Origin of the sequence: Sphingosinicella sp., assembly GCF_052388015.1 — a bacterium.
GTDB lineage: Bacteria > Pseudomonadota > Alphaproteobacteria > Sphingomonadales > Sphingomonadaceae > Allosphingosinicella.
In genome coordinates this window covers 1-19,617 of record NZ_JBQTIN010000024.1, presented here as the reverse complement: position 1 = coordinate 19,617, position 19,617 = coordinate 1, and the positions used below count along the sequence as shown (strand labels likewise).

18 protein-coding genes are annotated in these 19,617 nt (G+C 68.5%); 4 read left to right on the top strand and 14 right to left on the bottom strand.

What is annotated here, in order from left to right; all coding sequences use genetic code 11:
• The coding region (locus ACT4N3_RS01980; RefSeq protein ID WP_444853529.1) for a TolB family protein at window positions 1-420 on the bottom strand (420 nt) is incomplete at its 3' end.
• A 232-nt stretch (window positions 421-652) separates the two neighbouring features.
• Here ACT4N3_RS01980 and ACT4N3_RS01975 point away from each other — a divergent pair.
• Window positions 653-802 (top strand): hypothetical protein, encoded by a 150-nt coding sequence (locus tag ACT4N3_RS01975; protein ID WP_444853528.1) that lies wholly within the window; start codon window positions 653-655, stop codon window positions 800-802.
• Between the two features lie 62 nt (window positions 803-864).
• Complete coding sequence (locus tag ACT4N3_RS01970; protein ID WP_444853527.1) at window positions 865-1,230, top strand: cupredoxin domain-containing protein; 366 nt, start codon at window positions 865-867, stop codon at window positions 1,228-1,230.
• Here the strand turns inward: ACT4N3_RS01970 and ACT4N3_RS01965 are convergent, their stop codons facing one another.
• Window positions 1,231-3,291, bottom strand: coding sequence for an NAD(+) synthase (locus ACT4N3_RS01965; RefSeq protein ID WP_444853526.1), 2,061 nt, complete (start codon window positions 3,289-3,291; stop codon window positions 1,231-1,233).
• Entirely contained in the window at window positions 3,291-3,791 is a 501-nt protein-coding gene (locus ACT4N3_RS01960) for a CinA family protein (RefSeq protein ID WP_444853525.1), read from the bottom strand. Before ACT4N3_RS01960 ends, ACT4N3_RS01965 begins: the two co-directional genes overlap by 1 nt.
• Window positions 3,792-3,953: 162 nt before the next feature.
• Between ACT4N3_RS01960 and ACT4N3_RS01955 the strand changes: the two genes are divergently transcribed.
• Window positions 3,954-4,244, top strand: coding sequence for a hypothetical protein (locus ACT4N3_RS01955; protein ID WP_444853524.1), 291 nt, complete (start codon window positions 3,954-3,956; stop codon window positions 4,242-4,244).
• Here the strand turns inward: ACT4N3_RS01955 and ACT4N3_RS01950 are convergent.
• From ACT4N3_RS01950 to ACT4N3_RS01900, 11 genes are all read right to left on the bottom strand, one after another.
• On the bottom strand, window positions 4,241-4,603 hold the full coding sequence (locus tag ACT4N3_RS01950; RefSeq protein ID WP_444853523.1) for a hypothetical protein: 363 nt from the start codon (window positions 4,601-4,603) through the stop codon (window positions 4,241-4,243). The two genes, ACT4N3_RS01955 and ACT4N3_RS01950, sit on opposite strands and share 4 nt — an antisense overlap.
• On the bottom strand, window positions 4,600-5,076 hold the full coding sequence (locus ACT4N3_RS01945; RefSeq protein WP_444853522.1) for a DUF2269 family protein: 477 nt from the start codon (window positions 5,074-5,076) through the stop codon (window positions 4,600-4,602). The genes ACT4N3_RS01950 and ACT4N3_RS01945 overlap by 4 nt, the downstream gene beginning before the upstream one ends.
• Window positions 5,073-6,380, bottom strand: a complete 1,308-nt coding sequence (locus ACT4N3_RS01940) for an SDR family oxidoreductase (protein ID WP_444853521.1) — start codon at window positions 6,378-6,380, stop codon at window positions 5,073-5,075. Before ACT4N3_RS01940 ends, ACT4N3_RS01945 begins: the two co-directional genes overlap by 4 nt.
• Before the next feature lie 37 nt (window positions 6,381-6,417).
• Window positions 6,418-6,642, bottom strand: a complete 225-nt coding sequence (locus ACT4N3_RS01935; protein ID WP_444853520.1) for a hypothetical protein — start codon at window positions 6,640-6,642, stop codon at window positions 6,418-6,420.
• A gap of 93 nt (window positions 6,643-6,735) precedes the next feature.
• Window positions 6,736-9,231 (bottom strand): ABC transporter permease, encoded by a 2,496-nt coding sequence (locus tag ACT4N3_RS01930; RefSeq protein ID WP_444853519.1) that lies wholly within the window; start codon window positions 9,229-9,231, stop codon window positions 6,736-6,738.
• Window positions 9,232-9,274: 43 nt separating this feature from the next.
• The gene (locus tag ACT4N3_RS01925) at window positions 9,275-11,779 is read right to left on the bottom strand and encodes an FtsX-like permease family protein (RefSeq protein WP_444853518.1); all 2,505 of its coding nucleotides are present in this window, start codon (window positions 11,777-11,779) and stop codon (window positions 9,275-9,277) included.
• 6 nt (window positions 11,780-11,785) lie between these two features.
• Window positions 11,786-12,469 (bottom strand): hypothetical protein, encoded by a 684-nt coding sequence (locus tag ACT4N3_RS01920; RefSeq protein ID WP_444853517.1) that lies wholly within the window; start codon window positions 12,467-12,469, stop codon window positions 11,786-11,788.
• Window positions 12,470-12,489: 20 nt separating this feature from the next.
• Window positions 12,490-14,994, bottom strand: a complete 2,505-nt coding sequence (locus ACT4N3_RS01915) for an ABC transporter permease (protein WP_444853516.1) — start codon at window positions 14,992-14,994, stop codon at window positions 12,490-12,492.
• 13 nt (window positions 14,995-15,007) lie between these two features.
• On the bottom strand, window positions 15,008-15,490 hold the full coding sequence (locus ACT4N3_RS01910) for a Rid family hydrolase (protein WP_444853515.1): 483 nt from the start codon (window positions 15,488-15,490) through the stop codon (window positions 15,008-15,010).
• On the bottom strand, window positions 15,490-16,170 hold the full coding sequence (locus tag ACT4N3_RS01905; RefSeq protein WP_444853514.1) for an ABC transporter ATP-binding protein: 681 nt from the start codon (window positions 16,168-16,170) through the stop codon (window positions 15,490-15,492). The genes ACT4N3_RS01910 and ACT4N3_RS01905 overlap by 1 nt, the downstream gene beginning before the upstream one ends.
• A 37-nt stretch (window positions 16,171-16,207) precedes the next feature.
• The gene (locus ACT4N3_RS01900) at window positions 16,208-17,515 is read right to left on the bottom strand and encodes an efflux RND transporter periplasmic adaptor subunit (RefSeq protein ID WP_444853513.1); all 1,308 of its coding nucleotides are present in this window, start codon (window positions 17,513-17,515) and stop codon (window positions 16,208-16,210) included.
• A gap of 390 nt (window positions 17,516-17,905) precedes the next feature.
• On the opposite strand from ACT4N3_RS01900, the gene ACT4N3_RS01895 reads away from it, so the two are divergent.
• Complete coding sequence (locus ACT4N3_RS01895) at window positions 17,906-19,306, top strand: sigma-54-dependent transcriptional regulator (protein WP_444853512.1); 1,401 nt, start codon at window positions 17,906-17,908, stop codon at window positions 19,304-19,306.
• Window positions 19,307-19,617 lie beyond the last annotated feature (311 nt).

Below are 19,617 nucleotides of genomic sequence, written 5' to 3'. Positions count from 1 at the left end.
CAATGTGAAGGTCTCGCTGGTGATCGCCCGCGCGCCCGATCCGTCCGTCCCCATCACCCAGATATTGTCGCCGCCGCCCCGGTCCGAGGTGAAGGCGATACGGCCGCCGTCGGGCGAGAAGCGCGGCGGCTGGTCGTAGGCGAGGCCCGAGGTGATCCGGGTCGGCGTGCCGCCGGCGATCGGCATCGTATAGATGTCGCCCAGCATGTCGAAGGCGATCGTCCGCCCGTCCGCGCTGACGTCGATATTCATCCAGGTGCCTTCATTGGTGTTGATCGGCACCTGGCGCAGCCGCTGGCCGGGGGGCGCGTTCACATCCCAGGCATTGGCGTCGCCGCCGCGCCCCGGCCGCTGCTGGCCTTGCGCGAGCGCGGTCGTGGACAGGAGCAGGAGCGAAAGCGCGGCGAGGCTGCGGACCATGAGAATCCCCTGAAGACTAAGCGGTTGAGTCGGTGCCGAGAGAGCGGTGCCCTATCCGCACAAGACACGCAAGCGCGCCGGCGTTGACCTTTAATTAGCCATCCACGCGGCATCCTTTGAGCACCTGAAAAGGAGGCACGGCGATGTTCATGAAGCGGATCGAGATTCCCGTCGTCGAGGCGACCGGCCGGCGCGCCCGCTGGCGCTGAAGCTCATCGCCGGCCTTGCGTTCGTGCTCGTCGCGATGGTGCTGATGCCGCCCTATCTCACTGCGGTCGCGATTTGGTTCGTCGCGGCGGCCGGCGCGAAATTCGTCGCCAATGCCGCGGTCACCGCCTGGCGCGCGATCATCCACGCCGGCGAGCTCGTCGTCGGCCGCTAGGCGCGCGACGCACCACTTTCTGCTAAGGCGCGGCGACGGGGGGGTCGCTTCGGAGTCGCATCATGCGCGCCTTGCTCCTTCTCGCCTGTCTCCTCCCGACCGTCGCCCTTGCCCAGGACGTGCCGCGGCGGGTCGAGGTCCGGCTTTCCAGCTTCGATTTCACCCCTTCGACGATCCGCCTGACCGCCGGCCGCCCGGTCGTCCTCCACCTCGTCAACAGCGGCGACGGCGGCCACAATTTCGCGGCGCCCGAATTCTTCGCCGCCGCGCGGGGCGTCTCCGGCCCGGTGGAGCGAGGCCGGGTCGAGGTGGCCGGCGGCCAGAGCGCCGACATCCGCCTCACGCCGGCGCGCGGCACGTACCGCCTGCGCTGCACCCACACGCTCCACACCGCCTTCGGGATGACCGGCGAGATCGTCGTCGAATAGTCAGTCCTCGAACGCCGCCTTCAGCTCGTCCAGCCAGGCGTCGGCGTTGCCGTCGCTCGGCGCCCGCCAGTCGCCGCGGGGGCTGAGCGCGCCGCCCATCGAGACCTTGGGCGAATTGGGGATCGCCGAGCGCTTGAACTGCGAGAGCTGGAAGAAACGGAACAGAAAGACTTCCAGCCATTTGCGGATCGTCGCGAGATCATATTCGCGCTTGAGATGCTCCGGATAGTCGAACGGCCAGACGCCGCTGCTCGCGTCCCGCCACGCCCGCCAGGCGAGGAAGGCGACCTTCGACGGCGGCTGGCCATGGCGCAGGATGTGGAAGAGGAAGAAATCGTGCAATTCGTAAGGGCCGATCCGGTCCTCGGTCGATTGCAGGCCGCTCTTCTCGTCCGCCGGCACCAGCTCCGGGCTGATCCTGGTGTCGAGGATCGCCTGCAGCACCAGGTTCGTCTCGGCGTCGAACTGGTTGGTCTTGATCGCCCAACGGATCAGATACTGGATCAGCGTCTTCGGCACGCCGGCATTGACGCCGTAATGGCTCATCTGGTCGCCGACGCCATAGGTCGACCAGCCCAGAGCGATCTCGCTGAGGTCGCCGGTGCCGACGACGAAGCCGCCGCGCTGGTTGGCGAGGCGGAAGAGATAGTCGGTCCTCAAGCCCGCCTGCACGTTCTCGAACGTCACGTCATAGACCGCCTCGCCCTTGGCGAACGGATGGCCCATGTCGGCGAGCATCTGCCGCGCCGCAGGCTTGATGTCGATCTCCTCGCCGACGATCCCCAGCGCCTTCATCAGCGCCCAGGCGTTGGCCTTCGTCGCCTCGCCGGTCGCGAAACCGGGCATGGTGAAGCCAAGAATGGTCGTGCGCGGCAGGCCGAGATCGTCGCAGGCCTTGGCGGCGACGATCAGCGCATGGGTGGAATCGAGGCCGCCCGAGACGCCGATGATGAGATGCGTGCCGCTCGTCGCCTTGAAGCGCCGCGCGAGGCCCTGGACCTGGATGTTGAACGCCTCGTAGCAATCCTGGTCGAGCTCCGCCGCCCGGCTCGGCACATAAGGGAAGCGCCGCACGGCCCGCTCGAAGCCGATATCGGCCATGTCGGGCTGGTGGGTGAAATCGATCCGCCGGAAGCGCGACTCCGGATGGCCGGCGAGCCGGGCATTGTCGTTGAACGTGCCGTTGCGCATCCGCTCCTGCCTGAGGCGCTGCACGTCGACGTCGGCGACGGCCAGCTCCGCCTCCCATTCGAACCGGCCGGTCTCGGCGAGCAATTCGCCCGCCTCGAAGATCGAGCCCTGCCCATCCCAGGCGAGATCGGTGGTGCTCTCGCCCGGCCCGGAAGCGGAAAAGACATAAGCGGCGAGGCAGCGATTCGACTGGCTGGCGCAGAGCAATTTGCGCTCATCCGCCTTACCGATCGTGATGTTGGAGGCGGAAAGGTTGGTGAGGATCAGCGCCCCGGCGAGCGCGCCGGTCGTCGACGGCGGCTGCGGCGCCCAGAAATCCTCGCAAATCTCGACGTGGAAGATGAAGTCGGCAAGATCGTCGGCGGCGAAGATCAGGTCGGTGCCGAACGCCACATTCTGCCCGGCGGCCGTCGCCTTCAGCCCCTCCAGCCCAGCACCGCTCGCGAACCAGCGCTTCTCATAATATTCCCGGTAATTGGGCAGGAAGATTTTCGGCACGACACCGAGGATCGCCCCGCGCGCCAGCACCACGCCGCAATTGTAGAGCCGGCCGTTGCGCCGCAGCGGCGCGCCGACGATCAGCACCGTCCTGAGCCCCGCGCTCTCCTTCGCCAGCCGCGCCAAGCCCTGCTCGACCGCGTCGAGGAACGCCTCCTGCAGGAACAGATCGTCGACGGCGTAGGAGGAGAGGCTGAGCTCGGGAAACACCGCCAGATCGATGCCCCGCGCGTCGCCCTCGCGCGCCAGCTTTAGCGTCTGATCGACGTTGAACGCCACATCGCCGGTCGAGGCGACCGGGCTCGCCGTCGCGACCCGGACGAAGCCGTGGCGGTGGATCGCGCCGAACGGCGGCTGCTTCGCCTTCGCCATCACAGCATCTCCGTCATCATCTCGACCGCCGTCTCCATCGCCGCGATCCGGGTCGCGCCGCGCCCGATCCGCCCGAAATGCTCCTCGCGGTGCGCGGTGATGCGCCCGTCCCGCGCGCATGCCAAGTGGACCAACCCCGGCTCCTCGCCCGTGTCGGCGAAGCCGGTGATCGCGCAGGCGATGTTGGCGCGTGAGCGGCCCAGCGCACCCTCGGCCATCGCCACCGCCACCTCGCGCGAGACCGCGCCCTGCCGCTCGATCAACGCCGCCGGCACCCCCAACATCTCGATCTTCGCCGCATCGCTATAGGTGACGAAACCGCGGTCGAAGGCATGCGACAGGCCCTCGACATCGGTCAGCAGGCTGGCGAGCAACCCGCCTGTGCAGCTCTCCGCCACCGCGAGCACGAGACCGCGCTCGCAGGCCTCGGCGAGCAGCCGGCGCGTCGCCTCCTCAAGGCGGCCGGGCAGCACCGGCGAAAGGGTCTCGGTCTCGTTCAATCCTGCACTTCCGGCGGCCAAAAAGGCGGGAACCGGTCCACTGCTCCGAATGTTCCATAGGCGCAACCAGAACAGAGGCGAACCACCATGCCTGCCAAGACCCGTTCGCGGTCCAAACCGGCCGCCGAAACCCAAACCACGACTTCGAGCGAGGCGCCGCTGATGAAATGGACCCGCACCCACTCGATCCTCGCCGCCGCCGGCGCGGCGGTGGCCGGGATTGGTGCGGCTCTGTTCGCCTGGCGGCGCAACGGCGAGGAGAAGGAGCGGCCCGCCCCGGCGCTGCGCCGCAACAAGGCCGCGCCCGGCCCGGTCGGCAAGTCCGGCGCCTCCCGCTCCGCCGGCCCGGAAGCGATGCGCGATCCGCCCGAACAATGGGACCGCGAGGACCAGGCCTCCGACGAGAGCTTCCCGGCCAGCGATCCGCCGCCGGCCCAGTCCAAGGTCGACTAGTCGGCGCCCAGTTCGCGGATCGCCTCGGCGGCCGCCCAGCCCCAGGCGATGTTCGCGGCAAGCAGCACCGCGCCGCTCGCCTCGCCGCCGCGCGCCGGCCGGATTGCGATCTCTGGTCCGGCCAGCTCGCCCACCAGCCATAAACCGCCGCCGGCGAGGATTCCGGCCACTCGTCCGGGGCGATGATCCAGCATGGCGAGCGCCGCCCCTGCGGCCGCGCCGCGCGCGATGTCGCCGACACTGAGGCCGATCGACCCCGCTTGGCCGCGTCCAAAGCGCTTGAGCACTGAAGCGAGCGCCAAAGTCGCCATCGCGCCGGCAACGCCGCCGATCAGGGCGCGGGCGGCGAGCGCCCTCACGGCATGAGCGGCGGTCGGCTGATCATCAGCCAGAAGATTGCCATCACCGCCGCGAATGCGGGAAAGCCGAAGGCGAACCAGAGCCGGAACAGCCTGTGATAGATCGCCGGCAGCGGCGCTCCGGCAGCGGCCGCCTCGGCGGCAAGATCGCGCATCTTCGCTTGCATCCACACCACCGGCAGCCAGAACGCCCCGGTGACCAGATAGAGGATGATCGACAGCACGATCCAGCCCTCGCTCAGCGGATATCCGACCTCGCGCGCCAACAGGATGCCGGTGATCGGCTGCGCGACGACCGCCGTCGCCGTGAACAGATAATCCGCGATCACCACGATCCGTGCCGTCGCCGCGATCACCGCCGCTTCGCCGGTGCGGTGCGCCATCAGCATGAAAAAGGCGATTCCCGCGCCGGTGCCGAGCAGCACGGCCGCGCCGACGACGTGCAGGAATTTGAGGGCGAAATAGGCGGTCACCGGTCGTCCAGGATAGCGAGGCAGGCGAGGTTCAGGGCCAGGATAGGCAGGATCTTCATCAGCGGCCCCAGCGGATCGGCCCAGAGCGAAGGGGCGAGCGCCGAGCCGGCGATGATGTAGCCGAGCGACAAAGCGAGGGCGGAGAGCAGGCCGAGCCTTGCCGTCGGCCGCCACGCGACCAGGGCGGCGATGGCGAGATCGGCGAGCGCGCCACCGGCCACGGCGGGCGCGGCGAAACGCCCCACCCCGGTCGCCGCCATCATCGCGACGGCGCGGTCCCAACCGGCGGTCAGCGAGACGATCCCGGTCAGCAGCCAGAAGGCGACGAAAACCGCGAGCAAGACCGGCTTCAGCAGATAGAGCCGCGCGAACCAGCGCTCCTGCACGTCGGAGGGCTCGGCGGCGAGCGCGGCGGCGAGCGAGCGCGGCTGGATGCCGGTCGTCTCGATCCAGGCGCGATTGTCGCCGGTCGAGCCGCGCGCCAGCTCGCGCCGCGCCGTGGTCCGCAGCGGCGGGCGCCAGCCCAGCCAGGACAGCAGATCGCCCGCCTTCCAGCCGATCGCCAGCAGCCAGTTCGGCAGTCCGATTTCCCGCGCCGGCGGCCAGCCGAGCCAGCGACGGTAGCTGCCGATCACCTGCGAGACCGCCAGCCGGTCCGGCCCCGCAAGCTCCCATTTGACGCGGCTCGGCGCGCCGGGCTCCAGCACGTGCACCACCGTCTCGGCGACATCGTCCAGCTGAACCACGTCGAGCCGGCCGGCGTCGGGGAAGCGCGGCAGCCACGGCAAGGCTGCGAGCGCGCGGAACAACGCGCTGCCGCCATAAGCCGGCCGTCCCACCACCACGGACGGGCGCAGGATCACCCAATCGAGCTGGCTCGCCTCGAGCAGCCGATCGCCGTCCTGCTTGGTGCGCAGGAACGCCGTCGATCCGCCGGTGTCCGCGCCCAGCGCCGACATCTGGATGACCCGCTTCACCCCCGCCGCCTCGCAGGCGCGCCAGAGCGCTGCCGGAGCGTCGCGATGGACAAGGGAGACGAAATCGCCCGCCCCGTCCTGCAGAACCCCGGCGCAATTCACCACCGCGTCGATTCCGGCGAGATGCGGCGTCCAATCCTCGGGGCAGGTCGCGTGGCGCATGTCGAGCGCGATCCAGCGCGCCACGGGAACCCTTCGCGTCGCCGGACCTTGCCGGCGCGCAACCCCGACCACCTCATGCCCATCGGCCTGCAGTCTTGCCGCGACCGCCGATCCGATCAGCCCGGTCGCGCCGAGCAGCAGCACGCGCAGTGAAGCCCCCGCCATCGCTCAAGCATAGCGGCCATCGGCACGCCGGAAAGGACTAAAGCTCGACCCCACTGGCGATCGCTTCGAGCTTCTTCAGCCGCTCGCGAACGTCGGCGAGCTCGATCCGGGTGCCGACATCGCTGTCGGCCGGCGGCTCGCGCCCCGCCGCCAGCTCGAGCCGCTTCAGCTCCAGCCAGCCGCGCCACGCCCGGCTCGCCGCGACGCACAGCATCGCGGTGACGATCAGGATCGTGCCGGCAAGGATCAGGGTCGTGGTCATGGCCGCGGCTCTTCCATGCCGCACGCCGGTGACGCGCGCGCGACGCTTTCCGCCAAGGCGGCCGTCATTTCGACGAGCGGCATCGCTTCCTCCTCATTCATATCTGAGCGCCAGAATCGGGTTCGCTCGCGTGACCTTGAAGGCGTGGCCGGCGATCGTGCCGATCGCGATGACCAGCGCCAGCACGCCGGCCAGCACGAACGGCACCGGCCCGAGGTCGACCCGCGCGTCGAAGCCGTTCAGCCAGTCGCGCATCACCCACCAGGCGACGGGCCAGGCGATCAGATTGGCGACGATGATCGGCTTCGAAAATTGCCAGGCGAGCAGCCGGACGATGTCGCGCGTCCGCGCGCCGAGCACCTTCCTGATGCCGATCTCCTTGGTCCGCCGCTCGGCGGTGAACGCCGCCAGGCCGAACAGACCGAGGCAGGCGACGACGACGGCGAGCAGCGCGAAGCCGGCGAAGGTCTGCGCCCGCGCGTCGTCCGCCTCGTAGAGCTCGACCATCACGTCGTCGACGAACTCGGCGACGAACGGCACGTCCGCCGTGATCCCGCGCCAGACGCGCTCGGCATTGGCGCGGATCTCGGCCGGATTGCCGTCGAAGCGCAGCACGACATGGGAATGGCCGGTATTGGCGTTCTGGTAGAGGATCGGGTCGACCGGCAGCCGCACATTGCGGAAGCGGGTATCGGCCACCACGCCGACGATTGTGACCGGCACCAGGCCATATTCGTTCTGGACCAGGCCCGCCCGGAACATCCGGCCGACGATCTGCGACGGGTTCTGGAAGCCCATTCGCCGCGCCGCCAGCTCGTTGATCACGACATTGGCGCCGCGCGCGGCCAGCGCCCGCTGCGGCGCCTCCTGCGGCGGATAAGGCAGGGTCATGTCGTCGAGCGGCCGGTTGGGATCGAACCAGCGGCCGGCGACCAGCCTCAGGCCCATCGCGTCGAAAAAGCCCTCGTCCACCGTGTAAATGCCGATAGTGACCGGGTCGGCCCGGCCCGGGACCATGACGCCGGTATTGTTGTTGTCGGTATCGACCCCGATCGTCGTCCGCCCGGCCGCGGTGACGCCGGGGATGCGCCGCATCCGCTCCGCGATCATCTCGCCGCGCTCGAGCAGCGCGTAGCGCTGCAGCTCGTCGATCTGCATGATGTTGCTGCGGTTGAAGCCCGGATCGAGAGTGCGGGCATAGACGGTCTGGGCGTAGATCACCGCGGTGCAGATGATGAGGCCGATCGACACCGCGAACTGCGCGACCACCAGGACGTTGCGGATGCGCCCGGTGCCCGGCGTCTCGGACGACGATTTGTTCGCCTTCAGCACCGTCGCCGGCTCGAAGCGGGAGAGGAAGAAGGCCGGGTAGAGGCCGCCCAATATGCCGACGGTCAGCACCAAAGCGAGCACCGGCAGCAAGATGCCCTCGGCGCCGAAATAGGTCACCCGCATGTCGGCCTCGAGGAAGCTGGCGAGCGCCGGCATGGCGAGCTCGACCAAAGCAAGCGCGATCAGCATCGCGACCACCGCGACGATGATCGATTCACCGACGAACTGGGTGATCAGCTGGCGCCGGGTGGCGCCGAGCGCCTTCCTCAATGCCACCTCACGGGCGCGCTGGCTGGCGCGGGCGGTGGCGAGGTTGGTGAAATTGACCACCGCCATGCCGAGCATGAGGAGGGCGATGATCGCGAAGGTGACGATCGTCCTGCGGTCGTTGCCCGGCGCCATCGCGCCGGCCTGGGCGCGGCCCAAATGAACGTCCTCGAGGTTGACGACGTGCCAGTCCTGGTCGTCGCCGGCGTTGAAGCGCGCCTCGCCGGCATTCTCGTCCGGAATTCGCCGCCGCTCCCAGGCCTGGAGGCCGTCGCGGATCTGCTGCACGTCGGCGCCCTCGCGCAGCCGCACATAGACCCAGCCGTTCTGGCAGCCCCAGCATTCCAGCCCCTGCGGATTGTCGGCATTGTAAGCGACGAAATCGATCCGGATCAGGCTGTTGATCTGGAAATGCGAATTGCGCGGCAGGTCCCTGAGGATGCCCGTGATCCTGAAGTCGCGGGACTGGCCGCGGGTGATCAGGGTCAGCGTCTGGCCGACGACATCGTCGGTGCCGAACCGGCGCCGCGCCTCGGATTCGGTGAGCACGGCCGAATTGACCTGCGAAAGCGCGCTCGCGTCGCCGCGCGCCATCGGCAGCGGCACGACGTCGAGGAAATTGCCGTCGACCCAGAGGTAATCCTCGGTCGAGCTCGCCTGGCCGCCCCGCGAGAAGACCGGGTCGTTGTCGCTGACATAGACCTCCCGCTCGATCTGCGGAAAATCGTCGCGCAGCGACTTGCCGGCCCGATAGGGCGTCATCTGCAGCTGTGCTTCCTGGCCGGTCTCGCTCGATTTGTACCAGCTCTGGATCTGGTAGACGCGCTCGACGCCGGGGATCCAGCGATCGTAGCTGAACTCGTAGCGGACGTAGAGGAGGATCATCAGGCAGGCGGCCATGCCGATCGCGAGGCCGAGGATGTTGATGAAGGCATAGGTCTTGCTCTTCATCAGCGCCCGGAAGCCGACGGTCACATAATTGCGCCACATGGTCGTTCCCCTTCCCTCAACGTCCTGCGGGCCGTTCGGCCCTTTATTCGTATCTGAGCGCCACGATCGGATTGGTCCGCGCCACCCGGATCGCATGGGCGGCGATCGTGCCCACGGCGATGATCAGGGCCAGCAGGCCCGCGAGCACGAACGGCTCGGGACCGAGCGGGACGCGGAGATCGAAGCCGTTCAGCCACTCCCGCATCACCCACCAGGCGACCGGCCAGGCGATGATGTTCGCGAGCACGACCGGCTTCGAGAATTGCCAGACGAGCAGCTTCACGATGTCCCGCACGGTGGCGCCAAATACCTTGCGGATGCCGATCTCCTTGGTCCGCCGCTCGGCGGTGAATGCCGCCAGCCCGAACAGCCCGAGGCAGGCGACGACGATCGCCAGCGCCGCGAAGACCGCGAAGACGATCCCCCGCATTTCGTCGGCGTCGTACAATTCCTGGACGATATCCTCGCTGAACTGCGCTTCGAACGGCACGTCCGGCGCGATCCGCCGCCACACGCGCTCGATCCGCTCGCGCACCTCGGCCGGGTTGCCGGAATAGCGGACCAGCAGCCAGCTGGGCTGCTGGCGGTCGTAGAGGAAGATCATCGGCGCGACCGGATCGCGGATCGAGCGGAAGCGGCTGTTGCCGACGACGCCGACGATGGTCGCAGGCGTCCGCCCCACCGTCTCGACGTCGCCGTCATCGGCGCTGATCGTCCGGCCGATCGCGTCGGCCGGCTGGCGATAGCCGAGCTGCCGCGCGGCCAGCTCGTTGAGGACGACATTGTATCCCCGCCGCGCCATCGCCGCGACCGCCTCGTCTCCTCCGTCCCCGCCGACGGTGCTGTCGTCCATCGCCTGGCCCTCGGCGAAGGTGCGGCCGGCACGGGTGGAAATGCCCATGGTCGGGAAGAAGCCGGGATCGACCCGATAAAGCTCGAACTCGACGCCTTCCGTCGCGCCGGGCGCGGTCACCGTCATATTCTCCATGCCCCAGGTGGCGACGCCGATCGTCGAACGGCCGACCGACGACACGCCTTCGACTTGGCCGATCTCGCGCAGCAGCGTGTCCAGCACCGGGCGCAGGGCGGCGCGATAGATGTTGCCGACCTGCAGGATGCCGTCGCGCCGATAGCCGGGATCGATGGTCCGCGCGAAGGCGGTCTGGGCGTAGATCACCGTGGTGCAGATCATCAGCCCGATCGACACCGCGAACTGGCCGACGACGAGCGCGTTGCGCAGCCGCCCGGACCCCTGCGAATCGGTCGACGACTGGTTGGCCTTGAGCACCGTCGCGGGCCGGAACCGGGAGATGAAGAAGGCGGGGTAGAGGCCGCCGGCGCCACCGACGATCAGGGCCAGCCCGAGCGCCGGCAAAGCCAACCCGTCGGCGCCGAAATAGCGGATGCTCATCCCCGCATCGAGGAAGGCGTTGAGGCTCGGCAGCAGCATCTCGACCAGGGCCAGCGCGACCACCATGGCGAACGCGGTCAGCAGCAGGGATTCGCCGAGGAACTGGACGACAAGCTGCCGCCGCGACGCGCCGAGCACCTTCCTCAGCGCGACCTCGCGCGCCCGCTGGCCGGCGCGGGCAGTGGCGAGGTTGACGAAATTGACCACCGCCAGAGCGAGGATCAGCGCGCCGACGATGGCGAGCGCGACGATCGTGCCACGGTCGTTGACCGGTCGCATCCCGTTGTCGGATTCGCCGAGGTGAATGTCGCGCACGTTGATCAGCCGCCAGTCGACATTGGTGCCGGGGTTCATGCGCTCGCCGCCAACGACCTGGTCGGGGATGTTGCGCCGCTCCCAGGCCGGCATCTGCCGCGCGATCTCGTTGACGTCCGCGCCCTCGCGCAGCCGCGCATAGACCCAACCGTTCTTCGGCATCCATTGGGTGAGGAACGGGACCGGCCCTCCGAACAAGGCTTCGAAATCGACCCGCGCGACCACCGACAGCGCGAGATGGCTGTCGCGCGGCGGATCCTGCACGACGCCGACAATCCGGTAATCGGTGGTGCGGCCGCCGGCGACCAGCGCCAGGGTCCGCCCGATCACCTCGATCGACCCGAACCGGCGCCGCGCCTCGGTCTCGGTCAAGACCAGCTCGCCGGGGGCGCGCAGGGCGGTCCGGGCGTCGCCGCGCAGGAAGGGGATGCGCAGCACGTCGAACAAGGGCCCGTCGACGAAGCGGAAATTCTCGCTGAGCGTGCCCTGCCCGTTCTGCAGGATCACCGGGCTCATCTGGTTGACGTAGATGACCTGCTCGACTTGCGGGAACTGGCGCAGCCGCTGGCCCGAGACGTAGGAGGTCATCTGGGTGCCGCCGAGCTCGACGTCCGGGTCGTCGCTGCCGGTGACCCATTGCTGAAACTGGAAGGTGCGGTCGGCGTCGGGCAGCCAGTGATCGTAGCTGGTCTCGTAACGGATATAGAGGAGAACGGTCAGGCAGGCGGCGAGGCCGATCGTCAGGCCGAAGATGTTGATGAAGGCATAGGCCCGGTTCTTGAGCAGCGCCCCCAGCCCGACGGTCAGATAGTTCCTCCACATCGCGCCTTACTCCCCGCTTGAATGGGCCGGTTTGCCGTGCGGCAGCAGCGCCGGGACGGGCGGCACCGGCAGCGCCGGCAGCGGCCGATGCAGATCCGCCAGCGGCCGGTCCGCGTCCGCCGCCTCGCCGCGAACGACGGCGCCGCCATGGCTAACGGAGGAGGTAACCCGCGCGTCCCCGAAATAGGTGACGATGCCGCCGTTCGAGACGCTCGCCGCCAATTCCCGGCCGGGCCGGACGAGTATTCCGCCGCCTTGCTGGACCGCCGCGGCCACCTGCGCCGCCGGGAGCGATCGGGCGTCGATCATCCCGCCGCTGACGACCGCGATCGCGAGCGCGGCCCGCGCCGGGAAGTCGCCGCTGGCCTGGAGAAGCCCGCCGTCCGTCACCGCCAGCGCGTCGATTTCGGGCGCCGTGACCTCGACCTCGAGCCGATAGCCGTGCGGGCAATGGTCGCGGCACCGCTCGATCACCAGCCGGTCGCCGACCAGCTCGACGCGGCTCAAGGCCAGATTGCCCTCGCGCAGCATGAACCCGCGGGCGGGCGCATGCCGGACGGTGACCCGGCCGCCGCCGCGCAGCTCGACGGACCGGAACTCACCAAGCGACACCGAGGATATCGGTTGACCTGCTGCGGGCGCGGCGAGCGCCGCCGCGACCAGTGAAGCGAGCATTGCCTTAACGCGCATGACCCCCTCCTTTTCGTCTTCTATTCGTATCTCAGCGCCACGATCGGATTGGCCCGCGCCACCCGGAAGGCATGGCCGGCGATGGTGCCGATCGCGATCGCCAGGGCGAGCAGGCCGGCCAGCACGAACGGCAGCGGCCCGAGGTCGATGCGCGCGTCGAACGTGTTCAGCCATTCGCGCATCGCCCACCAGGCGATCGGCCAGGCAATCAGGTTGGCGATGATCACCGGCTTGGAGAACTGCCAGGCGAGCAGCCGGACGATATCACGGGTGCGCGCGCCGAGCACTTTCCGCACCCCGATCTCCTTCGTCCGCCGCTCGGCGGTGAACGCGGCGAGCCCGAACAGACCCAGGCAGGCGACGATCACGGCGAGGCCCGCGAAGCCGGCGAACACTTTCGCCCGAGCCTCCTCGGCATTGTAAAGCTCGGCGACCCGCTCCTCGCTGAACTCGCCGTCGAACGGCACGTCTGGCGCCAGCCGCCGCCAGGCCTGCTCGACGCGTGAGCGGACGCCCTGCGGGTCGGTGCCGTCGTGCCGGATCAGGAGGACGCCGGTGCTGCTCGGGTCCCAGGTGAACATGATCGGGTCGATCGGCTGGCGGATCGAGCGGAAGCGGGAATCGCGGACGACGCCGATGATCCGCGTCGGCACGATGCCGTTTTCGGGCTGGACGAACCCGACCTGGACCACCCTGCCGACAGCTTGCGCCGGATTTTGGAAGCCCATCCGCCGCGCCGCCAGCTCGTTGATCACCATGGTCCCGCCGCGCGCGGCCAGCGCCCGCTCGTCGGCCGGTGTTGAGGGGAAAGGCAATTCGGTCCGGTCCCCTGGCCGGTTCTCGTCGAACAGCCGGCCGGCGACGAGGTCGATCCCCATCGCTTCGAAGAATTGCGGATCGACGCTGTAATTGCCGATATCCACCGGCTCCGAGGCGCCCGGCACCAGGACGTTGGTGTTCGTGCTGTTGTTGGTCGCGACGCCGATCCCCGAGCGGCCGACCGAGACGACGCCCGGCACGCGACGCATCTCGGCCGCGATCGTGTCGCTGCGCTCGAGCAGCTGGCGGCGGCCGAGATTCTCGACCTGGATCAGGCCGTCGCGGCGATAGCCGGGATCGACGGTGCGGGCATAGACGGTCTGTGCGTAGACGACCGCGGTGCAGATGATGAGCCCGATCGAGACCGCGAACTGGGCGATCACCAGCGCGTTACGCAGCCGCCCCGATCCTTCCGCTTCCGCCGACGACTTGTTCGCCTTCAGCACCTGCGCGGGCTGGAAGCGGGAGAGATAGAGCGCCGGATAGACGCCGCCCGCGGCGCCGACGAGCAAAGTGAGGCCGAGGATCGGCAGCAGCATGCCGTTCCAGCCGAAATAGCTCATCGCAAGATCAGCTTCGAGGAAGGCTGAGAGCAGCGGCAGCAGCAATTCCACCATGGCCAAAGCGAGCAGCATCGCGATGCCGGCGATCAGCACCGATTCCGCCATGAACTGGATCACGAGCTGCTTGCGGTTCGCGCCCAGCACCTTCCTCAGCGCCACTTCGCGGGCGCGCTGGCTGGCGCGTGCGGTGGCGAGATTGGTGAAGTTCACGCAGGCCATCGCAAGGATCAGGAAGGCGATGATCGTGAAGGTGACGATCGTCCGCCGGTCGTTGCCCGGCGTCATCGCCGCGCCCTGGGCCTCGCCGAGATGCACGTCCCGGACATTCTCGATCCGCCAGTCCTGCTCGTCGCCCTGATTGGTGCGCTGCTGGCCGACGAACCGGTCGGGAATGTTGCGCCGCTCCCAGGCCTGAAGTTGCCCGCGGATGTCGTCCGGATTGGCGCCCGGCCGCAGCGCGAAATAATACCAGCCCGACTGCCAACCCCAAGAGGTCAGCATTTGCGGTGTCTCGCGCGCGAAGGATGGAAAATCGATGCGTGCCACGATGGTGAAGCGGACATGGCTGTTGCGGGGCAAATCGCGGGCGACGCCGCCGATGCGGTAGTCGGTCGAAATGCCGCGCGAGACCATGGTCAGGGTCTGGCCGATCACGTCCTCGCGGCCGAAGATGCGGCGCGCTTCGCTCTGGGTCACAACGGCCGTGCCGGGCCGCGCCAGCGCGGTGCGCGGATCGCCCTGCACGAGCGGGAACTGGAGCACGTCGAAGAACAGGTCGTCGACCAGCAGCACGTCGTCGGTCGGCATCGCCTGCCCGCCGCGCATGATGACCGGCGCGGAACCGAGCGCGTAGACGCTGCGCTCGATCTGCGGGAAGTCGCGCTCCAGCCGCTCGCCCGCGACGACCGCCGTCATCTGGAAATGGCGATCCTCGCCGGTCTGCTTCGAGAGGTAGTGGCTCTGGAACTGGTAGACGTTCTCCGCATTGGGGAGCCACTCGTCATAAGTGGTCTCGTAGCGGACGTAGAGCAGCAGCATCAGGCAGGCGGCGAGGCCGATCGCGAGGCCGAAGATGTTGATGAAGGCGTAGGTCTTGTTCTTGACCAGGGCCCGGACCCCGACGTTGAAATAATTGCGCCACATCGCTGTCGGCCTCCTAATTGCGCGCCGCGCCGGGCGCCGGGCGCCGGGCGACGATCTTGATCTCGGTGATCCCCCGGTCCGGGATCAGCCGATCGACGTCGATCGCGGTCCAGGCGGGGAAAGGCGGGCGGACGTGGCGGCGGTGGACCGCCGTCATCGCCTCGAACTGGGTGGTGATGTCGGTGTGGTAGCTGGTGATGTCGACGACATCGTCCCAGCTCGCGCCGGCGCGATTGAGGATCGCGCCGATCCGTCGATAGGCGCGCTCATAGGCGGCCTCCAGAGCCTCGCCGTCGCGCTGACCGACGACGATTCCGGACATATAGATCGTGTCGCCGGCGATGACCGCGTCGGCATAGCCGGTCCGCTCCTGGAAGGTGCGCTCGCCTTCATCCTCGGACATCAGCACGGTCGATTGCTGACGTGCCTGGGCGCCCGCCGCCGAGGGGGTTGCCACGACGGCGGGCAGAAAGGCGAGGAGCAGGAGCCGGCGCATCAGGCGGCCCGGCGGTGTTCGACCAGGATCCGGCCGTCGAGCATGTTGACGACCCGGCCGGCATAATCGGCATGGCTCGGCGAGTGGGTCACCATGACGATCGTCGAGCCTTCGGCGTTCAGCGCCTGCAGCATCTTCATCACCTCCTCGCCATGAGCGGTGTCGAGATTGCCGGTCGGCTCGTCGGCGAGGATCAGGTTCGGGCTGGCGACAAGGGCCCGGGCGACGGCGACCCTTTGCTGCTGCCCGCCGGACAGCTGCGAGGGACGGTGCTTGGCGCGGTGGGCGATGCCCACCTTGTCCATCACCTGGTCGACCCGGGTGCGCCGCTCACCGGTGGGGACATTGTGGTAGAGCAGGGCAAGCTCGACATTCTCGCGGACGCTAAGCTCGTCGACGAGATTGAACGACTGGAAGATGAAGCCGATGTTCCGCTTGCGGAAATCGGCGAGCTTCGATTCCGACAGGCCGGCGACCTCGGTGCCGTTGAACACGTAGGAGCCCTCGGTCGGGCTATCGAGCATGCCGATCACGTTGAGCAGGGTCGATTTGCCGCAGCCCGACGGGCCCATCACGGCGACGAACTCGCCGTCGGCGACATCGAGGAAGATGCCGTCGAGCGCCGTCGTCTCGACCGTGTCCGTGCGGTAGACCCGCGAGAGATTACGCATGCTCAGCATCGAATGGCTCCTTCCTTGCCCACTGGAATCCTGACGTTCATTGTCCACTGATCGAAAGCCGGTCGCGCTCGGCGAAGCCGGTATAGGGTGAGGTGATGACCCGCTCGCCGGGATCGAGCCCGTCGAGCACCTCGATGAAATCGGCGTTGCGGCGGCCCAGGCGGACGTTGCGGCGGACCGCGCTGCCGCCGTCCGGCGCCACCACGAACACCCAGGATCCGCCGGTGTCGTTGTAGAAGGCGCCGCTCGGGATCAGCCGGGCCATGCTCGGGTCGCCGAGGGTCAGGCGGATCTGGACCGTCTGGCCGCGCTGCAGCGCCGGCGGCTCCTGCCCCAGGAACTGGAGCTCGATCTCGAACACGCCGTTGCGGACCTGCGGGAAGATCCGGGTGACCCGCGTCCGGACCTGGCGGCCGCCGATCTCGGCATTGGCGATCTGGCCGACCGTGACCCGGCCGAGATAGAATTCGTCGACCTGGGCGCGCAATTTGTTGCGCCCGGCGCTGTCGAGCTGGCCGAGCCGCTCGCCACGCTGGAACGACTGGCCGACCTGGATCGAGAAAGAGGTGAGCTGGCCGGCGACGGGCGCGCGCAGGTTGAGCGCATCCAAGCTGGCGCGGGCGATTTCGAGGCTCTGGTTCAGCGCCGCGGTCGAGGCGCGCAGCTGGGCGAGCTGGGTCGATTGCAGCCGTTCGTCGGTCGCCCGCTGCCGGGCCAGCAGGTCGCGGCGCCGGCGGTTCGACTCATAGAGGTCGCGGCTGTCGGCGAAGGTACGCCCGGCGACGAAGCCGCGCTCGGCGAGCGGCCGCTGAACATCATATTGGCGGCGCGCGGTCTGCATCGCGAGCTCGGCCTCGATCAGGGCGCGCTCGTTGCTGAGCCGCGTCTGGTTCAGCGCCAGCTCCTGGCTGCGCATGGAGTTGATCTGCTGGGTGACCTCGGTCTGGCGGGCCAGCACGTTCAACTGGAGGTCGGAATTGGACAGGACGGCGAGCAGCTGGCCCTGGCTGACCATCGCGCCGTCCTCGACCAGGATCTGCTCCACCCGGCCGCCCTCGACCGCGTCCAGAAAGACGGTGACGGCGGGCTCGACGCGCGCGCGTAAGGGGAGAAAATCGTCGAACCGGCCCTGGGTGACCGGCGAGATGGTGAGCCGCGCGGCCTCGACCGTCTGGCTGTTCGCGCTCGGCGCGAAATACCAGAACAGCAAAGCGGCGATCAGCACCAAAGCCGCGCCGATGCCGATCTTCACTCGCGTCGAAAGGCCCGTCTTCTCGACGACGCGATCCATCGCGCCGCCGCTCGCGGGGCCATTGTCCGGCTTGCTCATCCTGACGACGCTCATCCTTTCATCCTCGGCCGACATGCGGGGCGGGCCTGTCCGAAATCGGACAGCAACTGTCCGCCGCCGCACATCGTCGCCAGCTCAGGCAAGCGGCACCGCCGCCAGCGAGAGCACACCCGCAAGCATGATGCCGAGCGAGAAAGCGATATTTTCGAACCGGGTCATGAGAACCTCCCTTGAAATGCATTACCCCTGCGGGCCATGTCTCAGCAGAAGCCGTGCCAGCTGGCGGGAATGGCGGATTTCCGCCAATTCTTGCCTCGATGGGCCAGGCGGAGGCGCCGCTCGCCTTGTCCGCTTCCGAACAGGATTCACCGCTGGCCGGACGAATCCGAACAGCGCTGGCACGGAAATTGATTGTCCCCTATCGGCCGGCAACGGGAGGCAAAGGTGGGCACGACCAGGCGCTTCGGACGCTGCATCATCATCGACGACGATCCGGACATCCTCTTGTCCGCGCGGCTGCTGCTGCGCGACCTGTTCACGCATGTCGACGCCTTCGAGGACCCGACCGGGGCGCTGAAGGCGATGGACGAGGAGTTGCCCGACGTCATCCTGCTCGACGCCAATTTCGGCCGCGGCGCGACCAACGCCGCCGAGGGCTTCCACTGGCTCGCCGAAATCCTGCGCCGCGATCCGCATGCGGTGGTGGTGATGATCACCGCCCATGCCGGGATCAACGTCGCGGTCGACGCGATGAAGCGCGGCGCGACCGATTTCGTCTCCAAGCCCTGGTCCAACGAGCGGCTGCTCGCCACCGTCCGCACCGCCGCGGCCTTGCGCACCTCGCGCGCCGAGGCGACGACCGAGCGCAAGCGGGCGGCGGCGATCGCCGCGCCGGCGGGCGGCGAGACGCCGCTGCTCGGCCGCTCGCCGGCGATGGCGCGGGTGGAATCGCTGATCGAGCGCGCCGCGCCGACCGAGGCCAATGTGCTGATCCTGGGCGAGAACGGCACTGGCAAGGAGCTGGTCGCCCGCGCTCTCCACGCCCGCTCGCGCCGAACCGATCAGGCGCTCGTCTCGGTCGATCTCGGCGCGGTTACCGAGAGCCTGTTCGAAAGCGAGCTGTTCGGCCATGTGAAGGGCGCCTTCACCGATGCGCGCGAGGACCGGATCGGCCGGCTCCAGGCGGCACATGGCGGCACCCTCTTCCTCGACGAGATCGGCAATTTGCCGCTCCATCTCCAGCCCAAATTGCTGACCGCTCTGGAGCAGCGGCAGGTCGTTCCGGTCGGCGGCAACAAGCCCGTCAACATCGACGTCCGCGTGATCGCCGCGACCAACTGCCCGCCCGAGCAGCTCGGCGACGAGAGCCGCTTCCGCCAGGACCTTTTGTTCCGGCTCAACACGGTCGAGATCGAGCTGCCGCCCTTGCGCGAGCGGCGCGAGGACATTCTTGTTCTCACCGAGCATTATCTCGGCCTTTACGCGCGCAAATATGGCAAGCCGGAGCGGATTCTGCCACCCGATCTCGCCGCCCAGCTCGCCGGCTATGACTGGCCCGGCAACGTCCGGGCACTGCGTCACGCCGCCGAGCGCGCGGTGATCCTCGCCGACGGCGACGCCTTCACCCCGGCCGATTTCTCTTTGGGCCGCGTGGTTCCGGCCCGGGCGCCGGCGCCGGCCGCGCCGGTCGAGACCGCGCGCGACGATCTCAATCTCGAGCGGGCCGAGAAGCAGATGGTCGAGCAGGCGCTGAAGAAGCACAGCTACAACATCTCGCTCGCCGCCGCCGAACTGGGCCTCACCCGCGCCTCGCTCTACCGCCGGATGGAGAAGCATGGGTTGTAGGACCCTAGGTTGGGGATACGCTCCCGTAGCCCCCTCTCCCCGGGGGGGAGAGGGTTGGGGTGAGGGGGTTCTGAGTTCGAGAGTAATCGCCGAGGCCGAACCCCCTCACCCTACCCTCTCCCCACTGGGGAGAGGGTTATGAAAGGCCTCGGGCACCGCTTCCTGATCGGGCTCGGCTGGCGGCTGGCGCTGCTGATCGCGGTGACCTTCGGCTTCGTCGCGGCGCTTGGCCAGCCCGAGCTCGGCGCCGCCCGGATCGTCGCCGGCCTGCTCGTCGCCGGCGCGGCGGCGATGCTCTGGCGGCACATCCA